Origin of the sequence: Mesorhizobium sp. M7A.F.Ca.US.010.02.1.1, assembly GCF_004023085.1 — a bacterium.
Lineage (GTDB): Bacteria > Pseudomonadota > Alphaproteobacteria > Rhizobiales > Rhizobiaceae > Mesorhizobium.
Map to the genome: position 1 here is coordinate 1 of NZ_RZRV01000053.1, position 19,659 is coordinate 19,659.

The 19,659-nt window shown below is 63.2% G+C and carries 19 protein-coding genes; 2 read left to right on the top strand and 17 right to left on the bottom strand.

Annotated elements, in window-relative coordinates:
* Nucleotide 1 precedes the first annotated feature (1 nt).
* Complete coding sequence (locus tag EOA19_RS31265; protein ID WP_206638141.1) at nucleotides 2-1,294, top strand: HlyD family type I secretion periplasmic adaptor subunit; 1,293 nt, start codon at nucleotides 2-4, stop codon at nucleotides 1,292-1,294.
* Nucleotides 1,295-1,315: 21 nt separating this feature from the next.
* Here the strand turns inward: EOA19_RS31265 and EOA19_RS31270 are convergent, their stop codons facing one another.
* The 8 genes from EOA19_RS31270 to EOA19_RS31305 all read right to left on the bottom strand — a co-directional run bounded on the left by EOA19_RS31270 (nucleotide 1,316) and on the right by EOA19_RS31305 (nucleotide 9,770).
* Nucleotides 1,316-2,152: a sulfite exporter TauE/SafE family protein gene (locus EOA19_RS31270; RefSeq protein WP_128305798.1), complete on the bottom strand. Its 837-nt coding sequence runs from the start codon at nucleotides 2,150-2,152 to the stop codon at nucleotides 1,316-1,318.
* Between the two features lie 125 nt (nucleotides 2,153-2,277).
* On the bottom strand, nucleotides 2,278-3,024 hold the full coding sequence (locus EOA19_RS31275; protein WP_027039485.1) for an SDR family NAD(P)-dependent oxidoreductase: 747 nt from the start codon (nucleotides 3,022-3,024) through the stop codon (nucleotides 2,278-2,280).
* Nucleotides 3,025-3,057: 33 nt separating this feature from the next.
* Nucleotides 3,058-4,236: an alanine--glyoxylate aminotransferase family protein gene (locus EOA19_RS31280; RefSeq protein ID WP_128305799.1), complete on the bottom strand. Its 1,179-nt coding sequence runs from the start codon at nucleotides 4,234-4,236 to the stop codon at nucleotides 3,058-3,060.
* A 25-nt stretch (nucleotides 4,237-4,261) separates the two neighbouring features.
* Nucleotides 4,262-5,068 (bottom strand): 4-pyridoxolactonase, encoded by an 807-nt coding sequence (locus tag EOA19_RS31285; protein WP_127290290.1) that lies wholly within the window; start codon nucleotides 5,066-5,068, stop codon nucleotides 4,262-4,264.
* A 47-nt stretch (nucleotides 5,069-5,115) separates the two neighbouring features.
* Nucleotides 5,116-6,051: an ABC transporter permease gene (locus tag EOA19_RS31290; RefSeq protein ID WP_128305800.1), complete on the bottom strand. Its 936-nt coding sequence runs from the start codon at nucleotides 6,049-6,051 to the stop codon at nucleotides 5,116-5,118.
* 3 nt (nucleotides 6,052-6,054) lie between these two features.
* Nucleotides 6,055-7,152 carry an ABC transporter permease gene (locus EOA19_RS31295; protein ID WP_013529869.1) on the bottom strand — a complete coding sequence of 366 codons (1,098 nt, stop codon included), beginning with the start codon at nucleotides 7,150-7,152 and terminating at the stop codon, nucleotides 6,055-6,057.
* Nucleotides 7,149-8,717, bottom strand: a complete 1,569-nt coding sequence (locus EOA19_RS31300) for an ABC transporter ATP-binding protein (protein WP_128305801.1) — start codon at nucleotides 8,715-8,717, stop codon at nucleotides 7,149-7,151. Before EOA19_RS31300 ends, EOA19_RS31295 begins: the two co-directional genes overlap by 4 nt.
* Nucleotides 8,718-8,795: 78 nt before the next feature.
* Complete coding sequence (locus EOA19_RS31305) at nucleotides 8,796-9,770, bottom strand: BMP family protein (RefSeq protein WP_245486387.1); 975 nt, start codon at nucleotides 9,768-9,770, stop codon at nucleotides 8,796-8,798.
* Nucleotides 9,771-9,922: 152 nt separating this feature from the next.
* Here EOA19_RS31305 and EOA19_RS31310 point away from each other — a divergent pair, with 152 nt between their 5' ends.
* The gene (locus tag EOA19_RS31310) at nucleotides 9,923-10,348 is read left to right on the top strand and encodes a hypothetical protein (protein WP_128305803.1); all 426 of its coding nucleotides are present in this window, start codon (nucleotides 9,923-9,925) and stop codon (nucleotides 10,346-10,348) included.
* Nucleotides 10,349-10,386: 38 nt separating this feature from the next.
* Here the strand turns inward: EOA19_RS31310 and EOA19_RS31315 are convergent, their stop codons facing one another.
* From EOA19_RS31315 to EOA19_RS31355, 9 genes are all read right to left on the bottom strand, one after another.
* Complete coding sequence (locus tag EOA19_RS31315) at nucleotides 10,387-11,397, bottom strand: ABC transporter substrate-binding protein (RefSeq protein ID WP_128305804.1); 1,011 nt, start codon at nucleotides 11,395-11,397, stop codon at nucleotides 10,387-10,389.
* A 39-nt stretch (nucleotides 11,398-11,436) separates the two neighbouring features.
* On the bottom strand, nucleotides 11,437-12,252 hold the full coding sequence (locus EOA19_RS31320) for an ABC transporter permease (protein WP_023809932.1): 816 nt from the start codon (nucleotides 12,250-12,252) through the stop codon (nucleotides 11,437-11,439).
* Nucleotides 12,249-13,079, bottom strand: a complete 831-nt coding sequence (locus EOA19_RS31325; protein ID WP_128305805.1) for an ABC transporter ATP-binding protein — start codon at nucleotides 13,077-13,079, stop codon at nucleotides 12,249-12,251. Before EOA19_RS31325 ends, EOA19_RS31320 begins: the two co-directional genes overlap by 4 nt.
* Before the next feature lie 130 nt (nucleotides 13,080-13,209).
* Nucleotides 13,210-14,139 carry a 5-formyl-3-hydroxy-2-methylpyridine 4-carboxylate 5-dehydrogenase gene (gene fhmpcd1 / locus EOA19_RS31330; protein WP_128305806.1) on the bottom strand — a complete coding sequence of 310 codons (930 nt, stop codon included), beginning with the start codon at nucleotides 14,137-14,139 and terminating at the stop codon, nucleotides 13,210-13,212.
* The gene (locus tag EOA19_RS31335; protein WP_023809935.1) at nucleotides 14,139-14,759 is read right to left on the bottom strand and encodes a glutathione S-transferase family protein; all 621 of its coding nucleotides are present in this window, start codon (nucleotides 14,757-14,759) and stop codon (nucleotides 14,139-14,141) included. Before EOA19_RS31335 ends, fhmpcd1 begins: the two co-directional genes overlap by 1 nt.
* Before the next feature lie 26 nt (nucleotides 14,760-14,785).
* Entirely contained in the window at nucleotides 14,786-15,193 is a 408-nt protein-coding gene (locus EOA19_RS31340; protein WP_023809936.1) for a RidA family protein, read from the bottom strand.
* Between the two features lie 9 nt (nucleotides 15,194-15,202).
* The gene (locus tag EOA19_RS31345) at nucleotides 15,203-16,360 is read right to left on the bottom strand and encodes a hypothetical protein (protein WP_050592656.1); all 1,158 of its coding nucleotides are present in this window, start codon (nucleotides 16,358-16,360) and stop codon (nucleotides 15,203-15,205) included.
* A 45-nt stretch (nucleotides 16,361-16,405) separates the two neighbouring features.
* Entirely contained in the window at nucleotides 16,406-17,557 is a 1,152-nt protein-coding gene (locus EOA19_RS31350; protein WP_027039500.1) for a cupin domain-containing protein, read from the bottom strand.
* Nucleotides 17,558-17,847: 290 nt separating this feature from the next.
* The gene (locus EOA19_RS31355) at nucleotides 17,848-19,476 is read right to left on the bottom strand and encodes a choline dehydrogenase (RefSeq protein ID WP_128305807.1); all 1,629 of its coding nucleotides are present in this window, start codon (nucleotides 19,474-19,476) and stop codon (nucleotides 17,848-17,850) included.
* Between the last annotated feature and the right edge of the window lie 183 nt (nucleotides 19,477-19,659).

Sequence of the window (19,659 nt, forward strand, 5' to 3'; positions counted from 1 at the left end):
CCTGGAACCGGTACCCCTGCGTCTGGCCAGCGTGAAGTTCACCGGGTTCGCGATCATGTTCCTGTTCTTCGGCGTGGCCGGGGGCTGGGCGGCGCTGGCACCGCTGGACAGCGCCGCTGTGGCGCCGGGCGTTATCAAGGTCGCCGGCGACCGCAAGCTCATCCAGCACCTCGAGGGCGGCATCATCGCGGGGTTGAACGCCGCCAACGGGGATATCGTCAAGGCGGGCAAGATCCTCATCCGGCTCGACGACACGCAGGCAAAGGCGCAACTTGACCTGGTCCAGAACCGGATAGCAACGCGTGAGGCGCTGGCCGCGCGTCTCAGGGCCGAGCGTGACGGCAAGGCCGAGATCGAATTCAATCCGGCGTTGCTCGCAAACCCCGCCACCGCCGTGAAGGACGCGGTGGCCGCACAGCGTGACGTGTTTGCCGCGAAGCACCACAATCTGAAGGACGAGCGGGAAATTCTCGGCCAGCGCCGTCACCAGGTCGAGGAAGAGATAACGGGACTGGAGCAGCTTATTGTCACCGAAGACAAACAGATCGAGGCAATCGAGGATGAAAGCAAAGACCTTGAGGGGCTGCTCAAGAAAGGGCTGACCACCCGCGAACGGAACCTGTTGCTCAGACGCCAACAGCGGGAGATCGAGGGGGAGCGCGCTACCAACATTGCCGCAATCGCCCGTGCCGGAAGCGCCATGGCCGAGATCGACATGCAAATCTTGAACCTCAACACAGTGCGTCTGAACGAGGCCGTCGACGAGTTGAGCAAGGTCGAGGCGGAGTTGTTCGACCTCGGACAGCAGGAGCGCTCCGCCAGGGACGTGCTTGACCGCACCAACGTCGTCGCACCGGTTGACGGCATCGTCATGGATCTGAAGGTCCATACGGCGGGCGGTGTCGTGAAACCCGGTGAGACACTGATGACGATCGTGCCGCTCGGACAGCAACTCGTGGTCGAGGCTATGGTCAAGCCGGAGGATGTCGAGACGATCGCACCCGGACAGCCCGCGCGCGTCAGCTTCCCGGCCTTCGCTCGCTACAACCTGCCGCCGCTTGAGGGCGTCGTGGAGATCGTGTCGGCTGACCGCATGGTTGAGGAACGCAGCGGCGCACCTTATTTCGCCGCGACGGTTGTGATCGACAAAAGCGAACTCGGCAAGCTGGAGGGCCGCAAGCTGCTGCCCGGCATGTCGAGCGAGACGATGATCCGGACAGGTGCCCGCACCGTGCTTTCCTACCTCGCCGAGCCGATCACGCAGAACTTCCGCCGGGCCATGCGGGAAAAATAGCCGTAGGCCGCTGAACCGGATTCAGGAAAGCAACATTCGCCCGGCCGTGATCGCCAGGAAGAACGCAAAGGCAAGTTTCAGGTAGCGCGGGTTGAGCGCGTGGGCGAGCTTGGCGCCCAAGGGTGCAAACAGAAAGCTCACCGGCGCTATGATGGCAACCGCCGGCAGGCTGACGTAACCCAGGCTGAGCGGAGGCCTGCCTGCAATTGCGAGACCCGACCAGATGAAGCCGGCCACCGCTGGAACCGCGATAAGCAGGCCAAGCGCCGACGATGTGCCGACGGCCCGGTGCACCGGAAAGGAGAAGTTGGAAAGCGTCGGCACCGACAGTGTGCCGCCGCCAATTCCCATGAGCGAAGAGACAAAGCCGATCACAGCAGCGATCGCGCGGTTGATCCAGCCGCTTTGCGGCAGCTGATCGGAGATCACGAGGTGCTTCGGCAACGCCATGTTGACGGCCAACAGCAGGCCGACGACGCCGAAGACCAGCCGCAAGCCGGCGCCCGGGATGAATTTCGACATGATGCCGCCGACGAGGGCACTGGCGAAAATCGCCGGTCCCCAAAGATTGAGCAGAGGCCGATCGACATTCCCGCGCCTGTTGTGTGACCGCATCGACGAGATCGAGGTGGGGATGATGACCGCAAGCGAGGTCGCGACCGCCAGATGGCTGATCACAGCAGGCGAAAAGTGGAACAGGCTAAGCACCCAGAACAGCACCGGGACGATGACGATGCCGCCGCCGACCCCCAGCAGACCGGCGAGCACGCCGGACGCCATTCCGGTCATGGCCAGGCCGGCGACCAGCATTGCAATCGTCAGCCCGTCGAAAACCGACGTGTCGAATCCGAAGTCCACTGTGATTTTTCCTTGATTGGCTATTTGCGGCACGGCCTTGCGGGCACGGCCGCGCTCCCGCTGTTGCGACCCAAAAAATGCAGGTCGCCCAGAAGGGTCATAGCGTTTTTGGAATGCGCTTTTGGTTAGTGGCGCACCATCCCGGCGTCGACATTGAGCGTCTGGCCAGTGATCCAGCGCGCATCGTCGGAGGCCAGGAACGAAACCACGTCGGCGATATGTTCCGGCTGCCCTTTGCCTTTCATGGCCTGAAGCATCTCGACGAAGCCGAACGCCTCGTTGTGCGGGCTCGCCTTGACGCCGTCGCTCTCGATCAGGCCGGGCGTCACCGCATTGGCGGTGATGTTGTATTTGCCAAGCTCGGTGGCGAGCGCCCTGGTGAAACCGATGACGCCACCCTTGGCCGCGACATAGGCCGCCATGTTCGGTGTGCCGGCAAAGAAGGTGTTGGATGCGATGCTGATCACCCGTCCGGCCTTCCCCGCCGCACGCATCTGGTCCGTACCGGCACGGCTGACGATAAAAGTGCCGGTCAAATTGACGTCGATGATCTTGCGCCAATGGTCGAGATCGACATCGTCCCAGGCGACGAACGGCACGATGCTGGCATTGTTGACGAGAATATCGATGCCCCCGGTCAGGGCCTGGATTTCGGCGAAGAGTGCCTTGACGGATGCCGGATCGGAAATGTCGGCGGCGATCGCCCTCGCCTTTCCGCCTATCGCCGCGGCCGCCGCCCCGGCGCCTTCGGCATTGATGTCGCTGACGATGACGGTTGCCCCGTCGGCGGCCAGCCGCGCGGCGATCGCCTTGCCGATACCCTGCGCGGCGCCTGTAACCAGGGCCGTCTTTCCCGCAAGCCGTTCAGTCATGAAAGTGCTCCCTCAATCCGTGGTGATGTCTGTTCAGGCGTCGGCGTCGATCACGGCCAGCGCCGCGTCGATGCCCCTGCCGATCGCCAGTTTCTGGCCGGCCGCGTTCATGGCGCCGCCCAGTGCCGTCAGCGCCGCGATCGCATAGATCGGCTGGGCTGTCGGTCCCATATGGCCGATGCGCGTCAGCTTTCCCAAAGTCTCGCCGCGGCCAGACGAAAACACCACGCCGTAGCGGGCGCGCGCGGCTTGGCGAAGCGCCTTCTCGTCGACACCTTCGGGCGTGCGGACAGCGGTCGTGGTCGGCGACGCGATGCTGTCGCTGGCAGCCCAGATCGACAGGCCCATCGCGGCAACGCCGGCGCGCATGGCCTTGGCGGTGAGTGCATGGCGCGCCCACACCGCCTCCGGTCCCTCATTGAGGTAGAGGTCGAGCGCGACATCGAGCCCGTTGATCTCCGAGACCGACGGCGTGAATGGAAACGGCTTGTCCCGCGACCACGCATGCTCCCAGTCGACGATGCTCAGCATCGATGCGCGCGGCGCCAAAGGATTGGCCTTCATCTTGGCCCAGGCCCGCTCGCTGACGCCCATCATCGTGAGGCCGGGAGGCGCGCCCAGGCATTTGTTCGGGCCGGTGACATAGATATCGGCCTTGCAATCCTCAGGATGTGTCTTCATGCCGCCAAATGACGAGACGGCATCGACGATGAGATAGCCGCCATGCGCCGAGACCAGCGCGCCGATGGCGTCGATCGGATTGATGGTGCCCGACGGCGTGTCATGGTGGCAGACGGAAACGACGGTGATCTCCGGATGCGCCTTCAGCATTGCCCCGACCGCCTGCGGATCGATCGCCTCGTTATAGGGCACCTCGATCTCGAGCAGATGTGGCGAATAGCGCTTCGCCCAATAGCCGAACCCCTTACCGTAAACGCCTGAGGCAAGGTTGAGCACGACATCGTCCGGCGTGATCAGCGAGGCCGCGGCGGCCTCCAGGCCAAGCACCGGCTCGCCATGCAGGATGACCGGCTTGTTCGACAGCCGCATCGCCTTTTGCGCCTTGTCGACCACACCCTCGTAGAAGAGCTGGAACGCCGGGTCGTAGTCGTAGAGCACCGTGCGACCGAGGCCGCGCAGCACTTCGGCATAGGCGTTCACCGGCCCCGCGGTCAGGGTGATGACCGGATCGGCGTGTTCGAGATAGCGCATCGTCTTGTCTCCCGATTGCAGGCGGTCAGCCGTAGAATTGCGTGCCGGTCCTGTAGGTCTTGAAGTTGTCCATGTCGTGCGAGTACATCAACTCGGCGCCATGGTCCTCGGCGAGTTTCTTCACCTTGCGCATCGAATTGACGCCCGCCACCGGATCGATGTGGAAGGCCGCCTGGCACAGCGTTTCAAGGCTCTTCTGCGTATAGGCCGCGTCGATGGTGAACATGATCGGCTTGCGCTTGGGGAACTCTACCAGCAGGCTGTAATGGCCGATCGAATGACCGGGCGTCGAGATCAGCCGGACACCCCTGGCAAGCTCGACGTCGCCATCGACGCCTTCAAAGGTCGAGTTCGCCCGTGTCGTGCCCGCCAGCAATTGCCCGGTCGCGCCACGCGCTTCGGCAGCCTCCGCCGAAAAGCTCAGATCGGAATAGCCGAGATGTTCGAAGGGCTCGGGATTGCAGGCCTGCGGCACTTCGGTCCGGTGACAGATCTTCTTGGCATGCGGAAAATACTTGTTGCCGCCGCAATGGTCGAAGTGGAAATGCGAATTGACGACGACGTCGATGTCCTTCGGTTCGAGGCCGAGCAGCGCCAGGGCGCCTGGGATGGTCTGGTGCTTTTCCTGGATCGGCTTTTCGAACGGCAGCACCTTCATCACGTGGTCGTAGTCGTAGCCGGTGTCGATGAGGAACCGACCCTCGGCATGCTCGATCAGGATCGAATAGACGGGGAAGCGCACTTCACCGCCAGGGCCGCGATTCCAGAACACATGATAGCCGTCGAGAACGAGCGAGCCGCCGTCGAGCAGGTAGACCTTGGTATCCGACATTCTTGCCTCCTTTATTGGCGCGGGTCCCGTCCGCGCATGAATTGTGCTCAGCGCGCGCCGCGCTCGTATGGAATGCCGAGCGCCGCCGGCAGGCTGGCGCGCCGGCCGAACAGAACCAGCATGATCATCACCGCCAGGAACGGCAGCATCTGGATGATGTCGGTCGGTATGTTGATGCCGGCCACCTGCATGGCCGTCGTCAGCGACAGGCAGACGCCGAACAGCAACGCGCCGAACAGCACCCAGATCGGGCGACCGCGCGCCAGCATGGCCAGCACGATGCCGAGAAAGCCCGCGCCATTGGTGATGAACGGAATGAACAGCCCAGCCCCGACATTGGCGAGATAGGCGCCGCCGAGCCCAGCCAGCGCTCCGGTCGTCAACACGGCGATGGTGCGGGTCCGCACGACATCGATGCCGGCGACATCGAGCGCGGCCGGCTTGTCGCCTGCCGCCTGCAAATTGAGGCCGAGTTGCGTGCGCCGATAGAGGTAGCTCATGCCGAAAACCAGCGCGACCGCCAGATAGACGATCAGATGATGCTTGAAGAATGCAGGCCCGATGACCGGGATGTCCGAAAGCAGCGGAATGACGGTCGCATCCGCCGCGGGCAGGCGCGGGTAGCTGCGTGAGAACTGGAAATGGTGGAGCAGTGCCGTCAGGCCCTCGAGCCCCAAGGTCAGCGCGATGCCGATGACGATCTGGTTCAGCCCGATGCGCACGCAAAGCAGCGCCATGACAAGCGCCACCGCAGCACCCCCGACGGCACCGGTGAGAAAGCCCAGCCACAGCGACCCGGAATAGAAAGCGCCGACAAAGCCGAGATAGGCGCCGGCCAGCATCATGCCTTCGATGCCGATATTGAGCACCCCCGCCTTCTCGGAGATCTGCTCGCCGAGCCCGGCAAGCAGCAGCGGGATCGCCGCGGTGACGGCGCCGAACAGGAGCGCGCTGAGAAAGACTTCGCTGAACAGCCCGGTCATGCCCTAGGCCCTCCGCGACTGGTTGTATCGGTGATCGAAATATTCGGCGAGCGCGAGCACGATCAGCACGATGGAAACCAGCACCAGCGTGAAATGATTGGGAACGCCAAGCCGGCGCGCCGCGCTCTCACCGCCGATCGAAAGCACCGAAAGCAGGAACACGAAGCCTATCGCAGCAAAGCCGTTCATGCGGGCGAGAAACACGGCGGGTATCACGGCAAGCCCATAGGCGGGATTCCAGTCGGCGCGGACATTGCCCTGGACACCGATGATGTCGACGGCGCCGGCAAGGCCGGCCAGCCCGGCCGAAATGGCGAAGACGGCGACGGTCAGGCCGGGGACACCGAGCCCCGAGTGAACCGCGGCGCGTGGATTGGCGCCGACGATCCTCAGCTTCAGCCCGAACGCCGTGCGCGTCATCACCAGATGCACGATGACGATCGCCGCCAGCCCAAGCAGCAGGCCACTGGTGATGGTCGTTTCGAACAGGCGCGGAAGCCGGTCTTCCACCGGAAGCGTGCGCGTCTGCGGCACAGTCGTGCTTGGGTCGCGAAACGCCAGCTTGACCAGCACATTGGCGAGCGAGGTGCCGAGGAACGTCATCATCAGCGTGGTGATGATCTCGTTGACGCCCTGATAGGCACGCAGCAGGGCCGGCACCAGCGACCAGATCATCGCCACCACCATGGCGATGAGGAACGAGCAGACCAGCGCCAGCCAGGCTGGCATGATCTGAACGAACACGGGAGCGCTGGCAGCCGCCGTCACCGCGCCAAGCAGGAACTGGCCGTCGCCGCCGAGATTCCACATGCCCGCGCGAAAGGCGACGATCAGGCCGGCGGCAAGAAACAGCAGCGGCGCCATGCGCGTCAGCGTCTGCTGGATGCCGAGCGGCGAGAACAGTCCCTTCTCCAGCACGAAGCCATAATAGGCGAGCGGGTCGACGCCGACGGCAAGCAGGATACAGCCGGCTATGACGAGAGCGATGAGGATCGGGCCGAGCGTCATCAGCAGCCGATGCAGGATGTCGCGGCGCGTCGCCGCCCCGCTCGTGGCATCGAGTGCGGTAGCACTGACCGTGGGGGCGGTGTCGATGCTCATGCGGCAAGTCCGATCATCAGGCGACCGACCTTGGTGCGGGCGTCGTCTACGTTCTCGACGGTGCCTACCAAAGCTCCGTCGGCGATGACGGCGATACGGTCGCACATGCCAAGCAATTCCTCGAGGTCGGTGGAGATCAGCAGCACGGCGAGGCCACGCGCCGCCGTGTCGCGGATGCGCTGGCGCGACGCCAATGTGTTGGCGAGATCGAGCCCATAGGTCGGCTTGTTGAAGATCACCACCTTGGCGCCCTCAGCCAGTTCTCGCGCCAGAAGCACCTTCTGGATGTTGCCGCCGGACAGCCGCGCGACAGGCGTCTTCAGGCTCGGCGTACGCACGTCATATTCGCGCACGAGCTGGGCGGCGCGCTTGTCGATCTCCGCGCGTTGCTCGACGCCGTTGCGCCAGAACGGGGCCGCGCCGACCTGCTTGAGGAAGAAGTTGATCGACACCGGGAAGGTTCCGACAGTGCCCTCGCCCAGCCTGTCGTCGGTCAGGTAGCGAAGGCCGCGCCGGCGGCGCTCGCCGACGCTCAGCGTCTCGATGGCGGCGCCTTCCAGCCGCACCGAGCCGCCGGCAGCTGTACGCTGGCCGGCCAGCGCTTCCGCCAGCTGCTTCTGGCCGTTGCCGTCGATGCCGGCTATGCCCAGGATCTCGCCCGGGCGGATGTCGAAGGAGATCGACGACAGGCCCGGTGCATTGTCCGTCGGTGCTACCGCCAGATCCGTAACCTGAAGCAGCGGGGCCGCTTCTGCTCGGGCAGTGCGGACCGGACGCTCGACGGCTTCCGGATCATCCTTCTGCTTGCCGAACATCAATTCCACGATCTCGGAGACGATCTCCTGTTCGCCCAGCGTGCGAAACCGCTCGGGCGGGATCTCTCCGACCTTGCGGCCAAGCTTCAGCACCGAGATGCGGTCGCCGAAGGCAGCCGCCTCCTTGAGCTTGTGGGTGATGAAGACGATCGCCAGGCCCTGCTCGACAAGGCGGCGCATCAGCGCGCCCAGTTCGTCGATACCTTTCGGCGTCAGCATGGAGGTGGACTCGTCAAGGATGAGCAGCCGGCTGTTGCGCAGCATCGCGCGCAGGATCTCGACCTGCTGCTGCTCACCGAGCGACAACTCCGATACCTTGGCTTGAAGCTTGACGGTGATGCCGAGCGTGCCGGTGATCTCGGCGACGCGCGCCGCCAGTTCCTCGGTCCTGGGGCGCTGCCACCACGGCCCGCCAAGCAGGAGGTTCTCCGCCACCGTCAGCGTCGGCACCAGCATCATGTGTTGGAATACGGTGCCAATGCCGAGTGCCAGCGCATGGCGCGGCGACGTGATCGGCGTCGGTTTGCCGTCGACCAGTATGCGTCCTTCGTCCGGCTGCTGCAGGCCGGACAACATGCCGATCAGTGTCGATTTTCCAGCGCCGTTCTCGCCCAGCAGCACATGCACTTCGCCCGGGCGGATCGACAGGTCGACGCTGTCATTGGCAACGATGCCGGGGAACCGTTTGGTCACGCCTTCAAGCGCGACGATGTCGCGCCCGGCAACGGACGATGAAGAAAAACCGCTCATGAAAGCCCAGCACCAAAAAAACGGGAATCGTCCGGAGGGGTGAACGGATCACCCCTCCGGCAGTTGACCGTGATCGCCTTACTGGGCGACGCTGGTCATCAGTGCCCTTACGGCGGCCGCGTCATAGACCGGCTCGACCTTGATCTTGCCGGAAATGACGTCCTCGCGCAGCGCCTGGATTTCCGTCCAGACATTGTCCGGGATCGCAGCGGTCTTCAGCAGCTTGACCGAGTCGTCCTTGAGGCCGATCGTATAGTGTTTGGTGCCGAACGTGTCGGCCTTCAGGTCGGCAATCATCGCCGCATAGACCGGCTCGATGTTCCACACCACCGACGACAGCAGGAAGCCCTTGTCGATCGGTGTCTTGTCGCCGATGACGTCGATAAAATAGACCTTGCCGCCATCGGCTGCCTTGGTCGTCTCGACCGCCTGCAGCATGCCGAAGCTCGAACCGTTGCCCTGGCCGAAGATGATGTCGGCACCGGATGCGATCACGCTTTCGGTGACGCGCTTGCCGCCGGCCGCGTCGCTGTAGGCGGCAGGGCCGATCACCGCATAGGTGATCTTGACGTCAGGGTTCTCCGCCTTCACGCCTTGTGCGAACGCCGCCGACTGCGAATTCCACGATGGCGGTTCGCCCGAGACGACGATGCCGACCGACTTGGAACGCGACACCTTGCCGGCGAGACGGCCGGCCAGATAGGCACCCTCGTGGCCGCTCAGCGTGTAGTCGGCGACGAGGCCCTTCTCCAAGCCGGCTGGCGTGTCGACGATCGCCACCGGAACTTTCAGTTCCTTGGCGATTTCGGGCGCCGAGGTGTTGTAGCCGCTGGCATGAGCGATCAGCAGGCTGGCGCCGTCGGAGGCAAGCTCCCGCAGGGTCGGACGAACGTCGCCATAGCCGAGGCCCTGCGCCACGACCACTTCGACGCCGGCGGCCTTGCCTGCCGCCTTGGCGGCGTCGATGCCTTGCTGGTTCCAGCCATAGTCCGTGCCTTCTTCGGGCGTCAGGATGGCGATCGACTTGACCTCGCCGGCAAGCGCGCCGCTCATCAAGACACCGGTCAATATAACTGCACTTACACTGCTCTTAAGAAGCTTTAACATGTTACCCTCTCTGTTGTTTCACCAATCAATATTCTTATTGTTATTGCGCGAAAGCGAGATAGACTGCCGAGGAAAAATTACATTGGAGCTCAGGCAAAGTGAAGATCCGTTATGCCCTTCCGGTGATGCTGGCGTTGTCGTCCTTCGCCAACGCGGTTGAGTTGCACCATGTCACCGTCCGCACCGGCACTGACGGGCTCGACATGGTTCCGTTGACGATTTCGAATGCGGGCAGCGAAGGCCTCTCCTGCAACGCCGACTTCGCCCACTGGTATTCAGCCGGGATCGCAACGATCGAGCCGGGCAAGAAGACGCGCGTCGAACTCTGGTTCGATGTGAAGACCGGCACGTTCACGATCCTCAACGACAAGCGCGAGAACCTGCCCGTCGAGCGGCTGTGGTGCGGTCTGGCGAGCCGAGCATATGCCACCCGCGTGCAGGTCACGCTCGACCGCACCGATGCGGCGAAAGGCGAGCGTGATGTGTCCTGCGCCATGGCGCAGGACAGCCTGGTCTGCCGGTAGGCGCTCATCGAGCTTTCCGTTCGAACACCGCGCACCTCTTATTCTTTTGTCAGGAATGCGTCGGTGAAAACGTCGTCCGCCGACAGAGCCGCCTTGAGCACGCCCTGGTCCGTCAGTGTCTGGAGGGTCTCCTCCCACTGCGTCTTCGTCATCCAGCCGAGACCGTGTTCCTTGGTGTCGGCGCTGCTGAACGTCGATGCGATGTCGGCGTTGATCTGCGCCAGCAGCACGTCCTTCTTGTCCGCATAGCCGGGCGCTGCCTTGGCCGTGATCTCGGCAGCTTCTTCCGGATGAGCCACGACATAGTCGAACGCCTCCCTGTATGCCTTGACGAAGCGGCGCACGACATCCGGCTTGTCCTTGATCATCGCTTGCGAAGTGAACAGGCCCGAGCCATAGGCTTTCCACCCATGGTCCGCCCCCATCATGATGCTGAGCGAGCCGGGGCCTCCGGCCTTAGCCTCCAGTTCGGGAACCTCGGCATCGATATAGCCGACGACCGTCTGAACCCGGCCAAGCAGCAGATAGCTTTCATAGGGAGGCGAGACGCTGTTCAGCGTCATGTCCTTTTCGGTCAGGCCGTTGGCGGCCAGGAAGCCCTTGAAGAAGATGTAGGTGGAGCCGGCCGGATGAATGCCGATGGTCAGCCCCTTGAGGTCGGACGGCTTGGTGAGCTTCAGCGTCTTGGCCAGCGAAATGATCCCCAGCGGCGAGTGCTGATTGACGGCCGCCAGCGCCACGACCGGGACATTCTGCGACCGTGCGACGGCAAGCGTGGGAAGATCGCCGAAGCCGAAATCCGCGTTCTCATTGCCCACCAGCCGCATTGCGTCCGGCGAGCCGGATCCCTTGCGGATCTCGGCCACATCGATGTCGTTCTTGGCGAAGAAGCCCTTTTCCTTGCCGACAAAGAACATGGCATGATTGCCACGCACCACCCAGTCGAGCTGGACGTTGACCTTATCGGCCGCCAGAGCCGCGTTGGAGAAACCGAGTGCTGCGACAAACGCCGCCAAGGTAGCGGCCTTGATAAGTGAGCGTCTCAGCATTTTTTGTTCCCTTTTGTGACGTTGGTTGATCGAGCGGGCCTAGGACTGGCTGAATTTCGGCGCCCACGGCACCACGATGCGTTCGAGGATTTCGGCGGCGTAGTAGAAGGCGATGCCAAGCACGGAAACGAGCAGCAGCGCTGCGAAGACCAGCGCCGTGTCGAGCTGGGTCGAAGCGAACTGGATGACGTAGCCGAGACCGTCCGACGCCCCGGCGAACTCACCGACGATAGCGCCGATCACACTCAACGTGGCGGCGATCTTGGTCCCGGCCATCAGGTTCGGCAGCGAGTGCGGAACGCGGATCCTGAACAGGATCTGCGTCGGGCTGGCCCCGACCGAATTCATCAGCGACAGCAGCGAGCGGTCGACCGATTGCATGCCCGCCAGCATGGACAGCGTCACCGGGAAGAAGGCGATGACCAGGATCAGGCCGATCTTGGGCGCCAGCCCATAGCCGAACCAGAGAATGAAGATCGGCGCGAGAGCGACTTTCGGCACGTTCTGGAACAGCACAACCAGTGGATACAGCGCGCGTCCCAACCAGTCGAAGCGCACGATGACCAGCGCAATGGCAATGCCGACCACGACCGAGACCAGGAAGCCGAACAGGATCTCGCCCGCCGTCACCAGCGTCGCCTGCATCAGCGTGCCCCATTGCGCGACCAGCGACTTCGCGATCTCGGACGGAGCGGGAATGATGAAGGCGGATATGGCAAAGATCCGCACGGCGGCTTCCCACGCTACGATTGTCACCAGCAACAGGATGACCGCCGGCAGCCAACTGCCGGTCGCCGCACTCCAGCTGGAGGCGAGCCGCGGCTCGGGAAGGTCCGTGATGGGTTGGTCGCTCAAGACGCGCCTCCCGGCTGATGGCTGGAGCGCAGCATCGTTCGCAACTGGACCACCAGCCTGACGAACTCCGGATCTTCGGTGACCGACAGGTCGCGTGGATAAGGCAGCGCAATGTCGAGGCTCTCGGTGATCCGCCCCGGCTTGATCCCCAGCACGTGAACATGGCGCGACAGATGGATGGCCTCGTCGATGGAATGGGTGACGAGCACGATCGTCTTGCCGGTCCGCTGCCAGATTTCCAGCAGCGACTGACCCATGGAATCGCGGGTGATGGCATCGAGCGCGCCGAACGGTTCGTCCATCAACAGGACCGCCGGATCGAGCGCCAGGGCTCGTGCGATGGCGACCCGCTGCCGCATGCCACCAGACAGCTCGTTTGGCCGCTTGTGAGAGGAATCGCCCAGACCTACCAGCTCAAGCATCTCCTGCCCGCGCGCCCGCAAATCCGAGCGCGACAGCGACTTGTCGGCGATGCCGAGCAGCAGCGACGCATTGTCGACGGCGTTCTTCCAGGGGAGCAGGTTGGCGTCCTGAAAGACGAGGCCGATCATGCGCCTGCGCGCCGCCTCGACCGGTGCGAGCCCGGCGATCGCAACGCTGCCCTGGGTCGGCTTCACCAGCCCGGCCAGCACCTTGAGCAAGGTGCTCTTGCCGCAACCGGAAGGGCCGATAAGGGAGACAAACGACCCCTTCGGCACCGAGAGATCGATGTTGCTGAGGATCAGCTGCCGGGCAATGACCACCGAAACGCCCTTGGCGGAGATCAGATCGTCATGGCGGATATGGGCCGGCCTGTCGCCGGCGGCTCGAATGGTTTCAATGCGCATGGCTTGTCGCCCCGCGCGCTTTCGTCGGCCGCAGCCACGCCGTCTTGATGGCGAAGGCGCCCTTCACACAAACAGCCGACCGGTGGAACTCCTCGAACCGGCCTGCCCTCTGCGCACCGTTTGACATTAGCTACTCCCGGCCTTCCAGGATGCGCCGCACCGCGACGAGCTTGCTCGCCCGTTCGCCTTGCAGCGCCTTTGTCTGCTCGGGCGTGTAGGCAAACATGCCCTCGCCCGACTTGATGCCGAACTTCAACGCAGCCGTCTTCTCCAGCACCATCGGCGCGACATCGTCGCGGTTGGAGAGATCGGCATTCAGGAAGGACGAGACGGATTTGTAGATATCCAGCCCCGCCATATCGAGCAGCGCCATCGGGCCGATGACGGCGATCTTGTAGCCAATGCCCCACGATACGCAGGTGTCGAGATCTTCCGGTTCGATGACGCCGCGCTCGACAAGGTCGACCGCCTCGCGCAGCAGCGCGTAGAGCACGCGGTTCTCGACGAAGCCCGGAACGTCCTTCTTCACCACCACCGGCAGCAGGCCGATCGAGCGAATGAGGTCGCGGATAACAGCCACGGTTTCTGGCGCGGTCTTTTCGCCGCCGATCACTTCGATCATCGGAATGATGTGCGGCGGGTTCGACCAGTGCATGCCGACCATCCGCTCGGGATGCGAAATATGCGCCTGCAGCTTGGTGATCGGGATGCCCGACGTGTCGGAAGCGACGATGACGGACGGGCCGATCAGCGGATCGATGTCGCGATAGGTCTGCGCCTTGATGTCGATATTCTCGGGCACGTTCTCGATCACCAGTTCGGCGCCATCGACGGCCTCGGCGATCGTCTCGACGAATCGCACGCTGCCGGCGCCTGTCCCGGGCGCCTTGATGTCGAGACGATCGAGCACGCCGCCGGCGAGATCGAGCATGCCGCGGGCACGCTCGACCGACGCCTGTGAAACATCATACGCCGTGACATCGAGGCCGCCGCGCGAAAGCCGCGCGGCGATGCCTGGACCCATCGTTCCCAATCCGATGAGAGCGGCGCGCCTGATCATTATGCGGCCTTTGCGGGAGCAGCAGTGGTTGCCGCCTTGAAGGCCGGCCGGGCGGCGATCGCGGCCACCCAACGCTCCAGATCGGGCATCGACGGCCGGTCGATCTTGAAGTCGACGCAGCGCTTCAGGATCGGCGCGCAGGCGATGTCGGCAAGGGTCAGCTTGTCCAGCGCCAGGAAGTCCTTGCCGGCCAGGTGGCCATCGACGATCTTGAGTTGCGCGACAAGGTCCTTCACCTGTTCCTTGTATTCGGCGGTCTGTTCCTCGGGTGTGAGCTTGGCGCCCTTGAAGGCCGCCAGGTAGCCGGGATTGACCGCCGCCAGCAGGAAATCCATCCAGCGCTCGACCTCGGTCTTTTCCGCCGGCGTGGCGCCATTCAACTGTTCGCCACCGAATGCCGCGAGATAGCGCAGGATGGTGTTGGACTCCCAGATCACGGTGTCACCGTCGACCAGCGTCGGCACCTTGGAGGTCGGGTTGAGCGCCTTGTATTCCGCCGTCTGGGTGTTCTCGAACTGGCGGCCATAGTCCTCGCGCTTGTAGGATGCCCCAAGCTCTTCGAGCATGAAGAGCACCTTCTGGACGTTGCCTGATGTCTGGCGGCCTAACAGCTTGTACATGTCGTCTCCTCGATTGTGTCCAATGCCTACTTGCTCGCTGGGAGCGGCTTGTAGACGATCGCGTCCATTTCGATCTTGGTGTTGATGACGGCCTTTGCCTCGACGGTCGTGCGCGCCAGCACGGCATCGCCGATCCCTTCGAGGAACGCCTTGTTGTAGCGGCCGAAATCGCGCGTATCCTCGAGATAGGTGGTGATCCGCACGACATCCGACAGCGTCGCGCCCTCATGCGCGATGACGCGCGCGATGGTCTTCAGCGTGGCCAGCGTCTCTTCCTCGATCGTGCCGCTGATCATGTTGTTGTTGTCGTCCTTCGGCACCTGGCCCGAGACGAAGATGAAGTCGCCGGCACGCACCGCCGGATGAAACGGCAGGTTCGGGTTCTTGTTGCCGATGGCGTAATGGCTGGCGGATTTTCGCGTGCTGTCGCTCAATGCCTGCTCCTAGAGAACACTGGTTTCGATGATGTCGACGCCACGGATGCGATCGATCAGGTAGACGATGCCGCGGTCGTCGATGGTCACGTCGTTGGACGAGGAACGCTCCGCCCCCTCGGGCGCGTCGGGCACGAAATGGCCGACCTCCTTTGGCGCGAACGGGTCGGCGATGTCGACGAGGCGCAGCCCCTGCGCGAACCATGCAAACGGAATGATCGTGCCCTTGAACCGTTCGGAAGGCTGATGGCAGCCGGTCATCTGCGGCTGCGGTGAACCATCCGGGTCGAGGCCCGGCACCTGGAAGGTCGAGATCGGCAACGGGTTGGTCTCGTCGGTGATGTCGTAGATCCACGTGAAGGCCGGCGGTGATGGCCGAAGCTTGGCGACGTCCTCGTCCGCCACCACCATGATGTTGCGGCCCTTGAGCGGCTGTGGAATCGGCAGGCAGGTGTGGGTGGGATGCGGAAAGCTCGGGCTCGAATTGACGTGCGAGACCAGCTTCGGCTTGGTGATGTCCGAAATGTCGAGGATGAACAGGCCGTGATGCCAGTAGCTGACATACAGCCGGTCGCCCATGCGCAAAGGATGGTGGCAACGCGGCGTGACATAGTCGTGCCAGGGGTATTCCTCGCCGCCACCGGTCCACTGGCCGGGTATCCACCAGCGTCCGACCTCGACCGGCTTTGTGGGATCGATCAGGTCGAGGATCATCACGATGTTGCCGACATAACCGTCGGCGGTCGGCGAGATGTAGACGTAACGGCCGTCGAAGTCGTAGCGGTGGACGCCCTTGCCGCCGGTTATCCATTTCGAGATGAGCTTGGGCTGTGCCGGCTTGGTTGTGTCGTAGAGTGCCAACCCGCCGCCGAAATCGGCCGGGCCGGCATCGCCAAAGCGCTCGTGGTTGATGATCATCAGCCCGTCCTTGGCGCGCACCTTGTGCGAGTGCCAGCCGGGCGGAACATCGATCGTGGCTATCTTGCGCGGATTGCGCGGGTCGGAAATGTCGACCAGCGTCGTACCGCTCGGCGGCCGCATGTGGCCGATATAGAGGATGTTGCCGTCGACCCAGACCTGGCCGCCGCCTGGGCAGTCGACATGGCCGATCTGCTTGGTGTTGAACGCCGAAACCAAATGCATACGCCCTTGCTGCTGAAACGTCATTTCAATGTCCCCGCCGCCAATGGCGGCGGGGCAGTAGGATGGGAACTAGACGAGACGGAGCAGATCGCCGGCCTGGTTGCGGCCCCAGCGCTTGTAGAGGAGCAGCGCCTTCTGCGTCGGCGCATCGGTGGCGCCGAAGAAGATCACCGGCTCGCTCGACGAGCCGTTGACATGCTCGACCCAGGAACCCCCGGGTATGGCGATGGTGTCGAATTGGTTCCAGTCGTAACGCTTGCCGTCGATGATCGAATGGCCGTTGCCACGGAACGGCGCCAAGAGCAGGCTGGCGGTCTCGCGCTGCGGCAAGGTCTTCTCGCCGGGGCGCAGCATCTGCACGTAGAAATTGATGGTGTGGAAGACGGGTCCGCCGGTCGTCGGATCGACATAGTCGATGACGATGCCTTCATGAGGGTCGCCATCCCAATCCTTGTGAGCGTCTAGGACCGCTTCCATCTTCTCCCAGCGATAGACATACATCGGAGACGACAGGCCGCCGCCGCGCTTGTGGTCGACGAAACGCGGCATCAGGCCGCCCTCGCCATAGATGCGCTGTGAATAGTCACCGGGATAGCGGGCGGTCTGCACCTTCTTCTCGACTTCCTTGCCGTCGACCATCTCGGTGTATTTGTGGTCGAAATGGACGGCGTGCAGCGTTTCGACCAGCGGCAGGTCGAGCACCGACAGGTTGACCGCCTGCTCGCCGCCGACGGTGCCATGATTGTGCCAGGCGTCGTTGGGCGTCAGCACCATGTCGCCGGGGCCGAAGACCACGTCTTCGCCCTCGACGCCGGTGAAGTTGCCCTTGCCGGTCAGGCCGAAGCGGATGGCGCTCGGCGAGTGCTTGTGCGGCGGCATGATCTCGTCGGGATCATTCAGGCGGTAGGCGGTGTACATGGTGCTGACCGATGCACGCTTGGGCGCAAGGCCAGGATTGACCAGGATCAGCGAGCGGCGCTCGCTGTCGTCCATGGTCACCAGTTCGGCGGCGCGTTGCAGCAGCGGCTCGATGTCCGAATAGGACCACACGAAGGGAACGGCCTTCGACGTCGCCATCAGCTGCTTGATCTCGTCATGATCGACGCCTTCCGACGTCGCCCAGAACGGAAACATGTTCTTTGCGTAGAGGGCGTCATAGAGGCCCTTGAGTGCTGCCTTCTTGTTGGTGAGCACATCGTTAGCTGGTTGCGCCAGGGACATATCGGACACCTCTCGTCACGAAGAAAATACTTCTAACCAACTCAACCGTATTCGCATTGGTTTTGCGCGACAATACCCAAATTGCGAATTTTATAAGTTTTTGGTTGAGGTGCATTTTTGAGAGGCAAATGCCCAGAAACAGGCAGAAATAGCCCAAGAATGCTCGAAATATGCCTTGAAATCAGGGCATGAAGCCGCCTCGTCACGGCCAGGCGGAGGCACATGACGGTCCAACCAACGCAGTTTTCAATCTCAACCAAAAGACTTTGGTTGTATTCCGGCCGCCTCTGTCAGGCCGCCACGCTCTGTTGGGCGCGGCTGCGGATCAGATCCGCGGCCTTTTCGGCGATCATGACGACCGCCGCATTGATGTTGCCGCAGACGAGGTCGGGCATGACCGAGGCGTCCACGACACGAAGTCCGGCGATGCCGCGCACCCGCAATTCCGGATCGACCACCGATGCCGCATCGACGCCCATGCGGCACGTGCCGGCCGGATGATGCACGGTGATCGAGGTCTTGCGGATATGCTCGTCGATCTCTTCGTCGCTCTCGCATTTCGGGCCGGGGAAGAACTCCGCACCAACGAACGGAGCCATGGACGGCTGGCTGGCAAGGTTGCGCGCAACACGAAAGCCGGCGCGAAGCGACTGCCAGTCGCGCTGCGAGGACAGGAAATTCTGATGGATCAGGGGCGCGGCGACCGGATCGCTGGACGCCAGCCTGACGCTGCCGCGGCTCTCCGGCTGCACGGCAACGATACGGGTCGCAAAGCCGTCGGCGAACGGCGCCTTGAACGGCGACATGTAAGGCCATGCTCCAAGCGGTGCGGCGGTGAAAAGCAGCTGTACGTCCGGCAACGGCCGGCTTGCGTCGCTCTTCAGGAATGCCACGACGCCGCCAGGCACATCTCCCGAAAAGCCCTTTCCGGTGAGATAGGTCTTGACGAAATCCAGCCCGATACGATCGGCCCGCATCATCTTGAGAAACGGTCCCGGTTGTTTGCGACGATACATCAGGATGACCGAAACATGGTCCTGCAAATTCTTGCCGACCTGCGCACGATCGACTTTCGTCTCGATGCCATGCGCCGCGAGCTCGCCGCTGTCGCCTATGCCTGACAGCATCATCAGCTGCGGCGTGTTGATGACGCCGCCGGCAAGCAGGACCTCGCGCCGCGCCACAACTTCATGGCTCGCCCCGCCTCTGGTGTAGGCAACGCCGGTTGCGCGCCCATTCTTCAGCAGGATCTTCGTCGCCATCGCGCCGGTCAGCACCTTGACGTTGCCGCGACGCATAGCCGGCCGCAGATAGGCGGTCGCGGTCGAGCAGCGGCGGCCGTTCGCAATTGTCATCTGCAGGCGGCCGAAGCCTTCCTGTATGGCGCCGTTGTAGTCGTCGGTCTGCGGATATCCGGCATCACGGCTGGCCGTCGCGAACGCATCGATCAGTTCGTCCTTGTAGCGGCAGAACTGGGTGTTCAGCGGCCCGCTGCCGCCGCGATACCGGCTTTCGCCTCCTTCCCAGCGCTCCTGCTTCTTGAAGTAGGGCAGCACCTTGTCGAACGACCAGTCCGTCAGGCCGCTTGCCGCCCAGCGATCATAGTCGCCGCGATTGCCGCGCACATAAGCCATGGCGTTGGTTGAGGAAGAGCCGCCGATGACCTTGCCGCGCGCGCATTCGACCTTGCGGCCGCCGACATTGGCCTCGGGCTCGCAGAAATACATCCAGTCGTGGCGGCGTTCGGTCAGGATCTTGCCCCAGCCGAGCGGGATGTGGATCATCGGATCGCGGTCCCAATCCCCAGCCTCCAGCAGAAGCACCGACACGGCAGGGTCTTCGCTCAGCCGGTTCGCCAGCACGCAGCCGGCCGATCCCGCACCGACAATGACGTAGTCAAAGGTTTCGCCAGCCGGCATGCGTGATCCTCGGGAGAAAGACGGTCCGCCGCGATGGCAACCGTCGACATGGGCAGTCAACCATCGCGCAACTGGTGTTGTCAACCATTGCGTACAGTTGTAGATTGGTTGAATTGGTTGAGTGCCGTCGAACAGGTTTTCGTGTCACAATATGATGTCGGGACGTTGAGTCGTCGGTCTGCC

Coding starts and splice junctions, on each gene's coding strand:
- EOA19_RS31275 (WP_027039485.1), bottom strand. CDS start 3,024: ATGACTGAACGGCTTGCGGGAAAGACGGCCCTGGTTACAGGCGCCGCG.
- EOA19_RS31280 (WP_128305799.1), bottom strand. CDS start 4,236: ATGCGCTATCTCGAACACGCCGATCCGGTCATCACCCTGACCGCGGGG.
- EOA19_RS31285 (WP_127290290.1), bottom strand. CDS start 5,068: ATGTCGGATACCAAGGTCTACCTGCTCGACGGCGGCTCGCTCGTTCTC.
- EOA19_RS31290 (WP_128305800.1), bottom strand. CDS start 6,051: ATGACCGGGCTGTTCAGCGAAGTCTTTCTCAGCGCGCTCCTGTTCGGC.
- EOA19_RS31295 (WP_013529869.1), bottom strand. CDS start 7,152: ATGAGCATCGACACCGCCCCCACGGTCAGTGCTACCGCACTCGATGCC.
- EOA19_RS31300 (WP_128305801.1), bottom strand. CDS start 8,717: ATGAGCGGTTTTTCTTCATCGTCCGTTGCCGGGCGCGACATCGTCGCG.
- EOA19_RS31305 (WP_245486387.1), bottom strand. CDS start 9,770: ATGAGCGGCGCGCTTGCCGGCGAGGTCAAGTCGATCGCCATCCTGACG.
- EOA19_RS31315 (WP_128305804.1), bottom strand. CDS start 11,397: ATGCTGAGACGCTCACTTATCAAGGCCGCTACCTTGGCGGCGTTTGTC.
- EOA19_RS31325 (WP_128305805.1), bottom strand. CDS start 13,079: ATGCGCATTGAAACCATTCGAGCCGCCGGCGACAGGCCGGCCCATATC.
- fhmpcd1 (WP_128305806.1), bottom strand. CDS start 14,139: ATGATCAGGCGCGCCGCTCTCATCGGATTGGGAACGATGGGTCCAGGC.
- EOA19_RS31335 (WP_023809935.1), bottom strand. CDS start 14,759: ATGTACAAGCTGTTAGGCCGCCAGACATCAGGCAACGTCCAGAAGGTG.
- EOA19_RS31345 (WP_050592656.1), bottom strand. CDS start 16,360: ATGACGTTTCAGCAGCAAGGGCGTATGCATTTGGTTTCGGCGTTCAAC.
- EOA19_RS31350 (WP_027039500.1), bottom strand. CDS start 17,557: ATGTCCCTGGCGCAACCAGCTAACGATGTGCTCACCAACAAGAAGGCA.
- EOA19_RS31355 (WP_128305807.1), bottom strand. CDS start 19,476: ATGCCGGCTGGCGAAACCTTTGACTACGTCATTGTCGGTGCGGGATCG.